This window comes from Alteromonas lipotrueiana, from assembly GCF_019249245.1.
Taxonomy (GTDB): domain Bacteria; phylum Pseudomonadota; class Gammaproteobacteria; order Enterobacterales; family Alteromonadaceae; genus Alteromonas; species Alteromonas lipotrueiana.
The window spans coordinates 25,323-40,617 of record NZ_JAESDK010000014.1; the positions used below are offsets into that span (position 1 = coordinate 25,323).

Sequence of the window (15,295 nt, forward strand, 5' to 3'; positions counted from 1 at the left end):
TGTTAGTCTCCACATGACAGGAGCGGGGCGAGCTTACAGCAAGCTTTTTAAATATCAGCGCTGACCCAAAGCCTGCCATATCTGATTCAGATCAGTAGTGCCGGTGGGTTCTAACCAAATAGCCTCACATAACCATTCTATACATAAAACTGCGCTGATGTCTTGTTTCATCAAAATAGCCTGGCAACGGTCGGCGCCCCAGTCTACATTTGACGCCCGCATGCCACCCGCTTCAGCCAAAGTATGAATAAATTGTTCTGTTTTTAAGGGGGTGGAGGGCAGCGTTAGCAATACATCTATACTGCGGGCCTGCAGTACTAATGACTGTCGGATTTGTTGTTGGGTTAACTGCTGCATGACAAACTTACTGCACTGGTGGTTAGCGGAGGCAAGGCCCAGCGGGTTTCATCCCAGCGTGTATCAAACGGCGTCTTAATTGCCTCAAGTAACTCTTCAGCTGGTTTAAAGTTATTTTGTTTCGCGCTGTCAATCACATATTGCAAATGGTGGGTGCGGGGTATTACAGCCGGGTTATGTGTTTGCATCATCAGTTGTTGCGCATTTGTATCACCTTCCTTCGTGCGTAACTGCTGATAATCGTGCCACCACTCATCAAACGCCACCCGGTCAATAAATTGGTCACGCAGCGTAGGCGCTGAACTTTCAATATCTGACAAACTAAGCTGACGAAAAGTTTTGGTATAATCGCGCTGCTGGTCAGAGAGCATACTTAGCCATCGATTTAACACTGCAAGCTTAGTACTGTCTGGTTTATTCAAACCGATACGTTGCAGCATAGTTTGCTGATACTGCTGCATAAAAGTAGGCTCATACAAGGCCAGGCACTCATCAATTTCTGGTTGACTGCAAAACGCAGAAAATGCCTGCGACAGGGCATATAAATTCCATAAACCAATACCCGGTTGTTGGTCAAAGGCGTACCGCCCCTGTTGATCGGTATGATTAAAAACCGCGTTGGACTCAAAGTTATCTAAAAAGGCAAAGGGGCCATAATCAAAGGTAATGCCGTGTATCGACATGTTGTCAGTATTCATAACGCCATGCACAAAACCATAGGCCTGCCAGAGGGCAATCATACGGGCAGTGCGAAGCGTTATGGTGCGTAACAGCGCCTGGTGCGGGTTGTCGGATTTAAGCGCTTCAGGAAAATGATGTATAAAGGTATGTTCAAACAGTTGCTGTAATGCCTGATGCTGATTGTGATGATAGTAATACTCAAAATGACCAAAACGTATATGACTCGCGGCAGTACGAATCATCATCGCGGCAGTTTCAGGCGTTTCGCGGTAAATGGTTTCGTCGCTATTAAATAGACACAAGCTACGCGATGAAGGAATACCTAAATAGTGGAGCGCTTCGCCACCAATGTATTCTCGTAATGTAGAACGCAGCACGGCCCGGCCGTCGGCATGACGAGAATAGGGCGTTGGACCGGCGCCTTTCAAATGTAAATCAATATGCTGCTGTTTACTATTTTGTACTTCAGCAAGAAGAAGACCACGCCCGTCGCCGAGCATGGGATTCCAGTGACCAAACTGATGACCCCCATATTTTTGTGCGACCGACTGACGGCAAAGCACAAAGTCGGGGTCGCTTAAGGCCCCTGCCAAATAATTATTCTGCCACCACTGTGCGGGTAAGCCCAGCTCCTCCGCCAATGCGGTATTCACTAATTGGAGGGTACTGTTAGCTGGTGGTTGAGGGGTTACAGAAGAAACCAGCTCAGGCAGTTCGGTGGCGTACAAGTGCGTAAGTTTCAACGTGACTCCCGTTTAATCAATAAAATTTGCTCTGTTAAGGCTACCAAAAAAGAATATCGGGGACAAAAGCCTTGTGTATGGGTAATCTAGGTGTTCACTTAACAGGTATGCATCACAAACAGCCTGTTTACGCTGTACCGCTTTGTCTGCGATCAGCCACCAACATCAGGGAACAGAAAGACATATGCTAACTGTACATCATCTGAATAATTCACGCTCGCAACGTATTTTATGGCTTTTAGAAGAGTTGGGTATTGAGTATCAACTTGAAAAATATCAGCGCGACCCACAAACCAGTCTGGCGCCAAAGTCGCTAAAAGCAATACATCCGTTAGGCCGCTCACCATTGCTGACCACCGAACATGGCACACTGGCTGAGTCAGGCGCGATAATCGAGTATTTAATTCAGACACACGGGCAGGGTAGTTTTGTGACCCCGAGCGAGCCACGCCAGTATCAGGAGTATTTATTCTGGCTGCATTTTGCAGAAGGCTCTTTGATGCCACCGCTGGTGGCAACGCTGGTGATGAATAAGGCCAAAGAAAAGTCGCCACGCTTATTATCGCCATTGGTACGTAAAATTACCGACGGTATTATGGATGCCTACTACCGACCGAATCTTGAGCAAAGTGTGCGGTATGTTGAGTCGTATCTGGGGTCTAATGACTGGTTTTCCGGGGAGGCCCCCAGTGGCGCCGACATACAAATGATTTTTCCGTTAGAAGCCCTGATGGCCCGTGGCGCAGGCAACAAGTGTGCAGCTATCAGTGCCTACGTCAAGCGCATACACCAACGGCCGGCGTATCAGCGGGCATTAGAAAAAGGCGGTCCTTATGACTATGCCTGAATCGTGAGGGTTAGTAGTCGTTATTAACCGTGCTTTCTAAATAATCACGAATCATATGCAAAAAGGTTTCACCGTAACGTTCCATTTTGGTTCGGCCTACCCCGCTGACATCTAACATGTCATTGCGGGTGGTGGGAGTACGGGCGGCCATATCAGCCAGGGTGGCGTCTGAGAACACCACATAAGGAGGAACGCTGTGTTCCTGCGCCAGCGTTTTGCGTAAATGCTTTAATCGTTTAAACAAGGCTTTATCGTACACCGCGGGAGTCTGACGCGGTTTTTTCTCTGCTTTGAATGTCAAACGGGGAACAGCAACACTCACCGGGACTTCGCCTTTTAACACCGGCCGAGCGGCTTCGGTAAGCCGTAACGCAGCGCCGGCGGTCAAATCAACACGCAATAAACCTTTGTGAATCAGCTGGTTTATCATGTTATGCCAATAGCTGTCCGACTCATCTTTACCAATACCATAGGTGCTGATGTCCTGATGACCGGCTTCAAAAATACGCTTTAACTGTTTTCCCCGTAAAATATCAATAACATACTGGGTGCCAGCCTGCTGCTGAAGGCGTAAAATACACGACAGTATTTTTTGGCTAATCACCAGGCCATCAATAAGTTTAGGCGGGTCCAGACAAATATCACAGTTGCCACAGGGTTTGTCGCTAAACTCAGAAAAATAGTTTAGCAAGACCTGACGTCGACATGTCTGGGCTTCAGCAAAGGCTTCCATGGCGGCAAATTTTTGCAGTTCTACCTGGTTGCGCTCGGCTTTTTCGCCTTGTTCAATCCATTGTTTTACGCGGGCCACATCTTTTTCGTCAAATAGCAGCAAGGCCTCGGCTTCAAGTCCATCACGGCCGGCGCGCCCCGTTTCCTGATAATAGCTTTCGACCGAACGCGGTACATCGTGATGAACCACAAAGCGAACATTTGACTTGTTTATCCCCATACCAAATGCCACAGTGGCAACCACAATGTCGGTCTGGTCGTTCAAAAAACGCCGCTGAACATGTTCTCGTTCGTCAGCGTCTAAACCCGCGTGGTAGGCGGCGCAGCTTACCCCGGTGCGGTGTAGTTTGGCATACAGGTCATCTACTTTTGCGCGGCTGTTACAATAAATAATGCCACTGTTGCCGTCTTGTTGTTTTACGTAGGCAGCGACCTGCTCAAAGCCTTTGTACTTAGACATAACCCGATAACGAATATTGGGCCGGTCGAAGCTGCCTTTAAACACAAATGGGTCCTGCAGACTTAATTGCAGCAAAATATCGGCCTGGGTGGCCGCATCGGCGGTAGCGGTAAGCCCCACCACGGGAATGTGGCTAAACTGAGATTTGAGTCTGCCCAGCATTCGGTAATCTAGTCGAAAATCGTGCCCCCAGTGGCTCACGCAGTGCGCCTCATCAATCGCAAAAAGCGCAATATCGATACGTTGTAGCAGGCTTTGAAAATAAGGTTGTAGCAAACGTTCGGGCGAAACATAAAGCAAATCGTATTCGCCTTGTAACAAAGACTGCTGAATCTGTTGCTGGGTTTCGGCGTTTAGTGATGAATTCAGGTAGGCGGCACTTACGCCTAATTCATGCAGTTGCTCAACCTGGTCCTGCATCAGTGAAATTAATGGAGAAACCACAATGCCCGTTCCCGGGCGCACCATAGCCGGAATTTGATAGCACAAAGATTTACCGCCGCCGGTAGGCAGCAACACTAATGTATCGCGCCCTTCAATAATGTGATTAATCACATCTTGCTGGCCGGTTCTGAATGTTGCATAGCCAAAGACCCGCTCTAAAACCTGTTGAGCGGTTTCCTGGTCTGTGTTGGTGCTGGCCTTTATGGCCGAAGAAGAAGCATCTGTAGTCATCGGCATGGATTTTACGCACTTTCGCACTATGCTTCACGGTAAAATCGTACTTTTCTTTTTAATTAGTTTATAAGCTACTGTTATTTTGCAAACTTATGTCAGATTAATGGCCTGATATGGCCACGGTTTTCGTATAATTGTCCTGCAGCATTCAAGACCCCGCGTAATAAAGGAGAGTAGTCATGGCTGAACCGTTACCAGAGCTGATCCATGAAATTGTATCAGACACGCACCCCGAAGACTCAGCCACGGTGTTATCGGCCGTCGCCAGTCAGGATGACGTAGCGGTAGCAACGCTGCTAGAGTCGTTGCCCGTAGAGCACCGTATCAATTTATGGCAAGAGCTTCCGCGCGAACGTAAGCTCGACGTACTGGTTGAAATGCGTAGCGATCCGCGCGAAATTTTGATTGACGCCATGTCCGAAGATGCATGGATAGCGCTGTTTGCCGATATTGAAGCCGAAGACTTGCTTGAGTTGATGGACTCATTGCCAAACCGCATTGTACATTTGGCTTATGCCGAATTAGATGCTCAGCAACAGCGCTTTTTTCGCGAAGCCACCCAGTTTGATGACGACCAGGTGGGACACTGGCTAACTCACGATCTGCTGGTTTTGCCCCTGAATGCGAAGGTACGTGATGGTCTTCGACTTATCCGACGCAATGTTCCGCGTCATTGTGACACTGTTTTTTTAATAAACCGATCGGGTCAGTTTTCGGCGGCGGTTAAAGTAACCCAGTTATTTGGCGCGCCGGAACATTTGCCTTTGGTGGAATTAATTGAAGAAAACATGAGTATTTTGAAAGGAACCGATGATGCGTCCAGCGCTTCTTTTCAGGTTCAGCGTTCAGGATTTGCCGCACTACCGGTGGTTGATGATAGTAATAAGCTGCTGGGACGTCTTGATATAACCTCTGCCAGTGAGCTGATTAATGAATCCTACGAACGCCAGGTGATGGCTACAGCGGGTATGGATGAAGATGAGGATTTATTTTCTCCGGTCGCAAAAAGTGCCAGAAACCGGGCCCTTTGGCTGGGCATCAATTTATTAACTGCGTTTTTAGCTTCCTGGTTTATCGGGATGTTCGAAGCCACCTTGCAGCAGGTTGTTGCCCTTGCCGTGCTAATGCCGGTGGTGGCCAGTATGGGCGGGATTGCAGGTAGCCAAACTCTGACGCTTATTGTCAGAGGCCTGGCCTTAGGTCAGGTAAGCCCGGCTAACCGGCGCGCGCTTATGATAAAAGAACTAAAAGTGGGCGGCGTTAATGGCGTAATCTGGGCCCTGGTCATTGGGATTGTCGCGTACTTCTGGTTTACCGATGTAATGTTAGGTGTCGTGATATGCCTGGCTATTCTGTTCAATATTGTCGCGGCTGCGCTGGCGGGTGTGTTGTTGCCCATTGTGTTGGATAAACTAAAAATCGACCCGGCCTTGTCGGGGTCGGTTATTTTAACTACCGTCACTGACATCGTTGGGTTTGTTGCCTTTTTAGGGCTGGGTACGCTGTTTTTACTTTAAAAACTAACCGGTATGCTGGCCTGTTAAACGGCCCCCGTGGGCCGGCCAGCGTATTGTTCTTGTTAATTGTGGTTGTTGGTTGCAAAATAGCCTCGTTTTTTCCTCCAACCTACAGACACCCGACCTCATGCAGACAGACGAACAGGCCCGCAATACACAAGTAGGCGTACTGTGCGCCATTGCGGCGTATACTATGTGGGGTGTGGCCCCTATCTATTTTAAACAGCTTCAGATTATCCCGGCAATGGAAGTGCTTATGCATCGGGTCGTCTGGTCGGTATTGATTTTAGTGATTCTTATCGGGGCGCTAAAACAGTGGAATAAAGTACGCCAGGCGCTTCGCTCTAAGCTTGTAATGCAGACCTTGTTTATCGCCGGATTGTTGCTAGGCGCAAACTGGTTACTGTTTATATGGGCCATTAATAACGATCATATTTTAGATGCAAGCCTGGGGTATTACATTAATCCACTATTTAATGTGTTTCTTGGGCGCCTGTTTTTAGGTGAACGGTTACGCCCAATGCAGCAGTTCGCCGTGGGTCTGGCAGTTATCGGTGTGGCTATTTTAATATTTTCTTATGGGCGCTTGCCCTGGATAGCATTAGTGCTGGCCTTTACCTTTGGCGTATACGGGCTGCTTCGAAAGCGGGTCGCTGTCGATACTCTGCCAGGGCTGTTTATCGAAACGCTGATGTTGCTGCCGCTGGCATTAATTTACTGGATATTTTTGGCCTCTGAACATGCTGACTTAACGCAAAACAGTGCCAATCTGAATATACTATTAATTGCTGCAGGTATTGTTACCACCGCACCATTGTTGTGTTTCACTGCTGCCGCCCGACGTATTATGTATTCTACACTAGGCTTTTTTCAGTATATCGGACCATCACTGATGTTTATTTTAGCGGTGTTTTTGTACAACGAGCCGTTGGATTCTGCGCGCTTAACCACCTTCGGCTTTGTTTGGGTGGCCTTGCTGGTGTTTAGTGTAGACTCTTTAAAAGTGTATCGTGAACAGCGTCGGATCCGCCGTAACAAAACAACTCACATAACTGACTGAAGCCGTTGTTGTACAGCCATTATATCGCTGGCAATACGGTTTCGGCCGCTATCTTTGGCCTGATATAATAAGTTATCTGCCTGGGTTACTGCCGCGTTCAGCCCGACGGGCATTGAAGTAAGCAGGCCAATACTGACCGATACATTGTAGGCTTTTTTTAACACGCGAAAAGTTTGTTTTTCTACATCACGACGAAAGGTATCTAGCCGCTTAAACGCCAGTTTAGGCGGGGTAGAGGGCAGAAAAACTGCAAATTCTTCACCGCCCAAACGCGCCACTACGGCATCGTCAAAATGATGTTTAAGCAACCCCGAAACCGTAGTTAACACCTCATCACCGGCATCGTGACCATAGGTGTCATTAATTTTTTTGAAAAAATCGAGGTCAAGCATAGCCAGGGCGTGACCATCAGCCTGATGACGCACCCGTGAAGTAAGTTTTTCGAAAAAGAAGCGGCGGTTGGCTAAGCCGGTTAAAAAATCGGTATTAGCCATGTTTGTTAATGCCTCTACATGTTCGATAAGCTCGATGTTCTGGCTTATTCGACACAAAAACTCTTCATGGCAATAGGGCTTAAGTAAAAAGTCATTCGCGCCCGATTTAATATAACGGGCAGAGTGCATGTCATTATTGCGTTCGCACACACTGATAATGGCTAACTGTTCTTTTGCGTAATCGGCGCGTAGGCTGGAAATTAACGCCGTGCTGTTTTGATCTTCTAATTCTGCACCGGTAATAACCACTTTAATATTGTGATTTTCTCTTAGAAGCTGGTGGGTTTGTTCAGCAGTAGCCGCTTCGTACGTATTAAAGTTATGGCGCTTTAATAAAGACACCATATGGCGGGCAGAGCTACGATCCTGACCGGTTACAATAATGCCAATATTTTTATTGCGTTCAAGACGGCCTAATAACCGGCTTAGGTAGTCATAAGTTTGGGCGTTTTCTTTCGGTATATAATCGACCACTTCGCGGCTCAACACATTACTGCGGGTTTTTGCGTCCATTCGGCCGGTAACCACAATGGTCGGCAAAATACTTTGTAAGCAAAAGTCGATAGCCTGACCACTTACTGCATCGGGTAAATTATAGTCAACAATGGCACACAAAAAACTTTCAGGGATAGTATTGGCAAACAGATGACGGGCTTCGGTCAAAGACTGCGCAGACACAGGCTCAAGACCTGCTTGCTGTACCAGCTTGACGATAATATTCATCGCCATTCTGCTATCTTCTATAATCAGCACTTTTGTTTGCATGTGACATACCGCCCAACCCAGTTCGATAGCACAATTGTGCGGTAACCAGAAGTTTCTTCAATTAGCCTTTAGTTTAGCATAGGCCAATACCAGCCACTTGGAGCCGAAATCATCAAAGTTTACCTGTACCCGGGAATGATCACCTGAACCTTCGTAATTTAAAACTACGCCAGCCCCAAACTTAGGATGCTCGACACGCTGACCTAACGCAAAGCCGCTATCTTCAAAGGCTTCGTGCGAAGCCATACGACTAAACCGGTTATGTACCGGGCGGGATATCTGGCTTTTAAGACGTACCTCTTGCACAAACTCGGCTGGAATTTCGCGTATAAACCGAGAAGCCGTATGAAATTTGTCCTGACCGTATACCCGACGACTCTCGGCATAGGTAATAAACAATCTTTGCATAGCACGGGTCATACCTACATAACAAAGTCGGCGCTCTTCTTCCATTCGCCCTGGTTCATCGTTGGTCATCTGAGAAGGGAACATACCTTCTTCTACGCCGGCCAGAAAAACCAGGCCAAACTCCAAACCCTTGGCGCTATGAATAGTCATCATCTGCACGGCATCTTGCTCTGAGTCAGCCTGAGTATCGCCAGCTTCTAACGAGGCATGGGCCAGAAACGCCGATATAGGCGTCATTTCTTCAGCTTCTTCCGGCACCACGAATTGTTTGCAAGCGGTTACTAACTCTTCAAGGTTTTCGATGCGGGCCTGGGCTTTTTCGCCACGTTCAGCCTGATACATGGCATACAAACCTGACTGTTTGATAGCTTTGTCAGCTTGTTCCTCTAGAGGCAGGTCTGCTGTTGATTGTTCAAGATCGGTAACTAATGCAGTAAATGACTGCAGTGCTTTTGAGGCCCGACCGGTCATACTGCCTTCTTGCAATAGCATATTACTGGCTTGCCATAGTGAGCACTGATGCTCACGCGCTGTTTGACGCACCTGGGTAATGGTTTTTTCACCAATTCCCCGACTTGGCGTATTTACCACTCGCTCAAAGGCGGCATCGTCATGGGGATGATTTATCATGCGCAGATAGCCCAGTGCATCACGAATTTCCTGGCGTTCGAAAAAGCGCAGGCCTCCATAAATGCGGTACGCAATACTTTCGTGTAGCAGGGCTTCTTCTAATACCCGCGACTGTGCGTTGTTTCGGTACAAAATAGCGGTATTGTTCAGGCTATAACCTTCGTCCAGCCATTTTTTTATTTGTGAAACAATAAAGCGAGCTTCATCCAACTCGTTAAAGCCGGCGTAAACAGAGATAAGTTCGCCTTCTTCACCTTCGGTCCATAGGTCTTTACCTAAGCGACCTGAGTTGTTGTCTATTACCGCATTAGCCGCGTTTAGTATGTTTGCTGTTGAGCGATAATTTTGCTCTAGCCTGATGGTAGAGGTGTCTTTAAAGTCTTTCAAAAAATTATGGATATTATCGACATTGGCGCCGCGCCAGCCGTAAATAGACTGATCGTCATCGCCCACAATCATAATATTGTTAGTTTCGGCGCTACATAGCATGCGCAGCCAGGCGTATTGAATGTTGTTGGTATCTTGAAACTCATCTACCAATACTGCTTTAAAACGGCGTTGATAATGTGCCAGAACTTCAGGGTTCTTGGCCCATAACTCGTGGGCTCGCAGTAAAAGTTCAGCAAAGTCGACCAGCCCGGACCGATCACAGGCTTCCTGATAAGCGGTATAGATTTCCTGCATTTTTTGTGCGGTAGCATCGCCGTGAGTTTCAATATGCTGTGCCCGCAACCCTTCGTCTTTATTACCATTGATGTACCACTGAATTTGGCGCGGGGCCCAGTGTTTTTCGTCAAGGTTCATGGCTTTTAGAATACGTCGCACCAGTCGATACTGGTCGTCAGAGTCTAAAATCTGGAAGTTTTCAGGTAGCCCGGCTTCGGCATGATGAGCCCGTAATAAGCGATGCGCTAAGCCGTGAAACGTACCAATCCACGTGCTGTTGAGGCCCCGGCCCATCAAGTGCTCAATACGACCGCGCATTTCACGCGCAGCCTTATTGGTAAAGGTCACCGCGAGAATAGAAAAAGGGGTAATGTTTTCAACTTCCATCAACCAGGCAATACGATGAACCAATACTCGGGTTTTTCCACTGCCAGCCCCCGCTAATACCAGCATGTTAGATAACGGAGCAGCCACGGCTTCACGTTGTTTGTCATTTAAGCTGTCGAGCAGTAAAGATACATCCATAAATAGTGGCTACCTGTATTCCAAATAATAAGGAAGTGAAAAGTTGCCATCAATTATGCCAGTGAACTGGGTGTTTATACAGGATTGTGTGCGGGATTTTTTTGCGGTGTAACTTACGGGGGTAGTGAGAAGAAAAGCTGAGCACCAGTGACGAATCACTGGTGCCAGAAAGTTCTATTTGAAGTAGTCGTCTACTTCACGCTCGGCTTCTTCGCGAGACTTACCATATTGCTGTTGCAGCTTTCCAACGAGTTCTTCACGGCGGCCGTCAATTTTATCAACGTCATCATCGGTCAGTTTACCCCATTTCTGCTGCACTTTGCCTTTCATCTCTTTCCAGTTGCCTTTTACTTTATCGTCGTTCATATCTTCCTCCATAAATGAGATTGGCTGTGACCGAATAATTCCAGTCTGCTTCAATAAATACAAAGCATAGGCTGTACCCAAAATCATATGAAGTATTTAAGTTTATGAAAAATAACATTTATTAGGTATTCAAGAAGGGCTAATTGGTAATTAATAGCCTTAATGAATTTGTGAAGTTCTGCATGTTTTACACGGCGTTGCATAAAAAAGAAATTCTACATCCTTTCTAGCAGGTTTTTTGATCAAACCAGCCTGCTCATCGGTACCAACCATTCACTCTGATAATTTGTACCTTTGGTGGTCTATGGCTTGAAATTTATCAGGCTGAGGCTACAAAATGGCACCTTTTCGATACGCTATCTTTGGGAGCAAGGCTATGCAGGCAAACTCGGCAACCACAGACTTTTGGCATGTGTTAAAACAAGAGGCCAAAACAATTGCAGACAATGAGCCTTTGCTCGCCAGCTATATCCATGCCTGTATTTTAACGCATCATAATTTTGAATCGTCTTTAAGCTTTATTCTGTCAAATAAAGTGGCAGACGATGTTATGCCTGCGCTGGCAATTCGTGAGGTCCTTGATGAAGCCTATCTGTTGGAACCGCAAATAACAGAATCAGCAATTGAAGATATCGAGGCCATACATCGCCGTGATGCTGCAGTTGAAGACTGGCTTACGCCGCTTTTATATTTTAAAGGCTTTCAGGCGGTACAAATTCATCGTATAGCGCATTATTTGTGGAACAAAGGCCGGCGTCAGTTAGCGCTATTTTTACAAAGCCGGAATTCTGTGACCTTTGGTGTTGATATTCATCCTGCTGCCCGAATAGGCAAAGGCGTTATGTTTGACCATGCCACAGGCATTGTAGTAGGTGAGACCGCGGTTATTGAAGACCATGTTTCGTTGCTTCAAAGCGTAACGCTAGGTGGTACCGGACACCAGTCAGGCGATCGTCACCCTAAGGTACGCCAGGGTGTGTTAGTGGGCGCCGGAGCAAAAATACTTGGCAATATTGAAGTAGGAGAAGGCTCGAAAGTGGGAGCTGGCAGCGTGGTTTTAAGCGATGTCCCCCCGCATACGACGGTAGTGGGAGTTCCTGCAAAAGTAGTTGGCCGGCCAACGTGCCCAAGACCTTGCGATTCAATGCGCCAAAATGTACTTGAAGACAACGGCCAGTTACAGCAGGGTAACTAGCTCTTCAAGACTATCAAGCTCGATATGCGGCAGTACCCTGACGTGTTCTTGTCGCATTATCATCTTCCGGTTGTATGCATACCACGCACTTTGTAAGCCCGCAGCAATGGCCCCATACACGTCTTTTTCTAAATTATCGCCAATGTGTAAGATCTCATGAGCAGGGATGTTTAATAATGTAACGGCTTCATCAAACATCGCTCTGGATGGCTTCATCGGACGTTCGATACTGGCGTGCAGAACCTGCGAAAAATACCGGCTGAGTCCGGTCGCCTCGGTATCTACATTGCCGTTAGTAATACCAATTAAAGGCAGTCTGCGGGCAAGTTTGGCCAGCGTTTGATGCATTTCATCGGTCAATACAAAATTGCTGCGCGCTGTGTAAAAGCAATCGAAACAAACTTTCGCCGCTTTTTTAACTTCGGTTTCATCGTCAATATCGTGCGTGAGGGCTTGTTGTAATGTTTGCATACGCCAGCGCCCCATGTCACTGGATAAGCGCGGCTCAGCGTCTAATAATGTTTGCTTAATATGATGCCACTGTCCTGGGCTCAAGGCAGCAGTGCGGGGGTGATGCTCAGAAATATGGTTTTTTAAGGTTGCTTCGGCCGCGCGAATTACCGGGCCGTTGTCATAAAGCGTATCGTCCAAATCGAATGTCATTGCTTTAACCGGACCTACCGGACGATAAAACCGCATGGCTGTCTCCTTTATTTTTTCCGTGCTTTGGGATGGGCCGAGTCATAGACCTTTGCCAAATGCTGAAAGTCCAGATGGGTATACACCTGCGTGGTCGACAAATTAGCATGACCTAACAATTCCTGAACCGAGCGCAGATCACCGCTTGACTCCAATACGTGGGTAGCAAAAGAATGGCGCAACTTATGAGGACTGATTTTACGGCCTAACCCCTGATTTATCGACATGGTTTCTAACCGGTTGGCAACCTGACGATTAGAAATACGGTTTTTATGTGAGCTTAGAAAAACGGCCGCTTCACCCGTTGGGCAAAGCTGAGGCCGTACTCTTAGCCACGCCGCCAACGCTTTGCGAGCCATACTCCCCATCGGAAGAATACGTTCTTTACTCCCCTTACCGCGCACCCGCAAAGTACCATCTGCCTGACAGTCGTTAAGGTTCAGGCCGGTTAATTCGTTAAGGCGTAAGCCGCAGCCGTACAGCAGTTCGAACATGGCTTTATCACGTACTATTAATAATGCACTGTCATCGTGACTAAGCAAATGCTGCATATCGTCAACCGATAACTGTTTAGGTAGCGGACGAGGTTGTTTGGGCGCCGAAATCCCTTCTACCGGGTTACTGTACAACTGCTGCTGTTCTATCAGGTAGCGACAAAAAGTACGTAGCGCTGACAATCGTAAGGCGATGCTGCGGGCATGCTGCCCCTGTTGTTTTGACAGGCTTAAAATACGTTTGATGTCGGTGGGGGTCAGTCCGGACCAGTCTGAAAGCTGTAGAGTTGTCGCCACAAAGCTCAGCTGGCGTCGGTAATTAGCAAGAGTATGCGAAGATAACCCACGTTCGATCTGCAAGTGAGTGATAAATTTTTCGAGCCAGTGGGCGCACTGATCAGACATCAAAGTAGATACAGGTTTAGAAGATGTTGCTTCAGACAACGTTAATAATCCAGTAAGTCGGGCAACACAATGTTTAAAACCTGCTGCAGCTGTTTTAATAACAGTGTGTCCATGTCGGGCGTAAAATGACCCGGATCGCGACTGCCTACCGCCACCATCGCGATAGGCTGCTTAGCGCCTAACAAAATAAGGGCTGCTGACTCAGCAATATTGTCTGCAAACAAAAGTTGGCGCTCGTGTTGGCTCAGGCGTCCAAAAAAGAAGTTGCTGTGCTTGAACCGTTTTTCCACAAACAGTCGCCGCTGCAGCTCTTGTAAGGCATGTGGGCCACTGAAAAGGTGCAGCTTGACCGACGTCAGATCTAACTCTTCCTGTAACACCTCTTCAAGTTTGTACTGAATTTCAGCGGCACTTTTACAGGTAAGCAGCTGTACATTCAGATCGGTATAAACCCGATAAATTTTTTCGTTTTGTCGAGCGACACCAATAAGCTGATTGAGTTTGTAATTTTGCTGACGTACTTTTTTTCGAAGCTGTTCACTTTGAATCTCAACTAAAGAGACACTGCCCCGGGCTTCATGTGGAATGTGTAAACGCTCTAGCAGATGCGGTTGTTGCTTAAAAAAATCGGGGTTTTTAAGTAAATAATCACTCACCTGATCAGCGGTTAGCGAACTTTTTTCAGCATAGGACGAAGAGAGTTTAATGGTTGGTTTTGTCTTCCCTGAAACATCGTTCATAACATCAATTGTCCGTCATAAATATGCTGTGCGGGACCGGTCATTTTAAGAACCGAACCCGGCCCCTGCCAGCGTATGCGCAAGCTACCTCCGGGTAAGTCAACCCGAACATCTTTGCCCAGTTTTCCCTGTAACTGCCCGATAGCCGCTGCTGCACACGCGCCACTGCCACAGGCCATGGTTTCGCCTACCGCACGTTCGAACACCCGCAGTTTAATATGACCTGCGTGCAGTATTTGCATAAACCCAATGTTAGCGCCTTCAGGAAACCTTTCGTGACGCTCTAACATAGGACCCAGCGTTTCGACCTGAGCAGTATCAATATTGTCAACTTCCAGCACACAATGTGGGTTTCCCATCGAAACCGCACCATAGAACAGGGTATGATTGTCTTCGCGAATCAAATACGTTTTTTCTTGTTTGTTCGCTTTTAAAGGAATTTTTGACGGCTCGAATTCCGGTTTTCCCATGTTGACCGTAACCTGCCCATCTTTTTCAAGATACAGCACCATTTTTCCGGCTTTGGTACTTACCAAAATTTTATTGCGGTTAATAAGCCCCTTTTGTTTTACAAAGCGCGCAAAACAACGCGCCCCGTTACCACACTGATTCACCTCACTACCATCTGCATTAAAAATGCGATAGTGGAAGTCTTGCTCAGGATCGTAAGGAGGCTCTACCATCAGCAGTTGGTCAAAACCAATACCAAAATGCCGGTCAGCCAGCTGCTGAATTTTGTCCTGTGAAAAATAGACATTCTGGGTAACGTTGTCGATCACCATAAAGTCGTTACCCAGGCCGTGCATTTTGGAAAATTGAATTTGCATTAACCG

14 protein-coding genes are annotated in these 15,295 nt (G+C 47.2%); 4 read left to right on the top strand and 10 right to left on the bottom strand.

Going from position 1 to position 15,295, the window contains the following annotated elements:
* Window positions 1–54: 54 nt before the first annotated feature.
* Together JK130_RS10480 and JK130_RS10485 are read right to left on the bottom strand one after the other, a co-directional pair.
* Complete coding sequence (locus tag JK130_RS10480; RefSeq protein WP_218354272.1) at window positions 55–357, bottom strand: hypothetical protein; 303 nt, start codon at window positions 355–357, stop codon at window positions 55–57.
* Window positions 345–1,781: a protein adenylyltransferase SelO gene (locus JK130_RS10485; RefSeq protein WP_218354273.1), complete on the bottom strand. Its 1,437-nt coding sequence runs from the start codon at window positions 1,779–1,781 to the stop codon at window positions 345–347. Before JK130_RS10485 ends, JK130_RS10480 begins: the two co-directional genes overlap by 13 nt.
* A gap of 184 nt (window positions 1,782–1,965) precedes the next feature.
* On the opposite strand from JK130_RS10485, the gene JK130_RS10490 reads away from it, so the two are divergent.
* The gene (locus tag JK130_RS10490; protein WP_218354274.1) at window positions 1,966–2,628 is read left to right on the top strand and encodes a glutathione S-transferase family protein; all 663 of its coding nucleotides are present in this window, start codon (window positions 1,966–1,968) and stop codon (window positions 2,626–2,628) included.
* A 10-nt stretch (window positions 2,629–2,638) separates the two neighbouring features.
* Here the strand turns inward: JK130_RS10490 and recQ are convergent, their stop codons facing one another.
* Window positions 2,639–4,495, bottom strand: coding sequence for a DNA helicase RecQ (gene recQ, locus JK130_RS10495; protein ID WP_218354345.1), 1,857 nt, complete (start codon window positions 4,493–4,495; stop codon window positions 2,639–2,641).
* Between the two features lie 182 nt (window positions 4,496–4,677).
* Here recQ and JK130_RS10500 point away from each other — a divergent pair, with 182 nt between their 5' ends.
* Window positions 4,678–6,015, top strand: a complete 1,338-nt coding sequence (locus JK130_RS10500; protein ID WP_218354275.1) for a magnesium transporter — start codon at window positions 4,678–4,680, stop codon at window positions 6,013–6,015.
* 127 nt (window positions 6,016–6,142) lie between these two features.
* The gene (gene rarD, locus JK130_RS10505) at window positions 6,143–7,075 is read left to right on the top strand and encodes an EamA family transporter RarD (protein WP_218354276.1); all 933 of its coding nucleotides are present in this window, start codon (window positions 6,143–6,145) and stop codon (window positions 7,073–7,075) included.
* Here rarD and JK130_RS10510 read toward each other — a convergent pair.
* From JK130_RS10510 to JK130_RS10520, 3 genes are all read right to left on the bottom strand, one after another.
* Window positions 7,060–8,334, bottom strand: a complete 1,275-nt coding sequence (locus JK130_RS10510; protein WP_218354277.1) for a GGDEF domain-containing response regulator — start codon at window positions 8,332–8,334, stop codon at window positions 7,060–7,062. The two genes, rarD and JK130_RS10510, sit on opposite strands and share 16 nt — an antisense overlap.
* Before the next feature lie 57 nt (window positions 8,335–8,391).
* On the bottom strand, window positions 8,392–10,563 hold the full coding sequence (gene uvrD, locus JK130_RS10515) for a DNA helicase II (protein ID WP_218354278.1): 2,172 nt from the start codon (window positions 10,561–10,563) through the stop codon (window positions 8,392–8,394).
* Between the two features lie 174 nt (window positions 10,564–10,737).
* On the bottom strand, window positions 10,738–10,929 hold the full coding sequence (locus JK130_RS10520) for a CsbD family protein (RefSeq protein WP_218354279.1): 192 nt from the start codon (window positions 10,927–10,929) through the stop codon (window positions 10,738–10,740).
* A gap of 376 nt (window positions 10,930–11,305) precedes the next feature.
* Between JK130_RS10520 and cysE the strand changes: the two genes are divergently transcribed.
* Window positions 11,306–12,124 carry a serine O-acetyltransferase gene (gene cysE, locus JK130_RS10525; protein ID WP_218354346.1) on the top strand — a complete coding sequence of 273 codons (819 nt, stop codon included), beginning with the start codon at window positions 11,306–11,308 and terminating at the stop codon, window positions 12,122–12,124.
* On the opposite strand, the gene JK130_RS10530 is transcribed toward cysE, so the two are convergent.
* Genes JK130_RS10530 through dapF form a run of 4 tightly spaced genes read right to left on the bottom strand, consistent with a single transcriptional unit; the run spans window position 12,107 to window position 15,289 of the window.
* On the bottom strand, window positions 12,107–12,823 hold the full coding sequence (locus tag JK130_RS10530) for an HAD-IA family hydrolase (RefSeq protein WP_218354280.1): 717 nt from the start codon (window positions 12,821–12,823) through the stop codon (window positions 12,107–12,109). The genes cysE and JK130_RS10530 overlap by 18 nt on opposite strands.
* Window positions 12,824–12,834: 11 nt before the next feature.
* Window positions 12,835–13,722, bottom strand: a complete 888-nt coding sequence (gene xerC, locus JK130_RS10535) for a tyrosine recombinase XerC (protein ID WP_218354347.1) — start codon at window positions 13,720–13,722, stop codon at window positions 12,835–12,837.
* A 41-nt stretch (window positions 13,723–13,763) separates the two neighbouring features.
* Window positions 13,764–14,462: a DUF484 family protein gene (locus JK130_RS10540; protein WP_218354281.1), complete on the bottom strand. Its 699-nt coding sequence runs from the start codon at window positions 14,460–14,462 to the stop codon at window positions 13,764–13,766.
* Window positions 14,459–15,289, bottom strand: coding sequence for a diaminopimelate epimerase (gene dapF, locus JK130_RS10545; protein WP_218354282.1), 831 nt, complete (start codon window positions 15,287–15,289; stop codon window positions 14,459–14,461). The genes JK130_RS10540 and dapF overlap by 4 nt, the downstream gene beginning before the upstream one ends.
* Window positions 15,290–15,295: the final 6 nt, after the last annotated feature.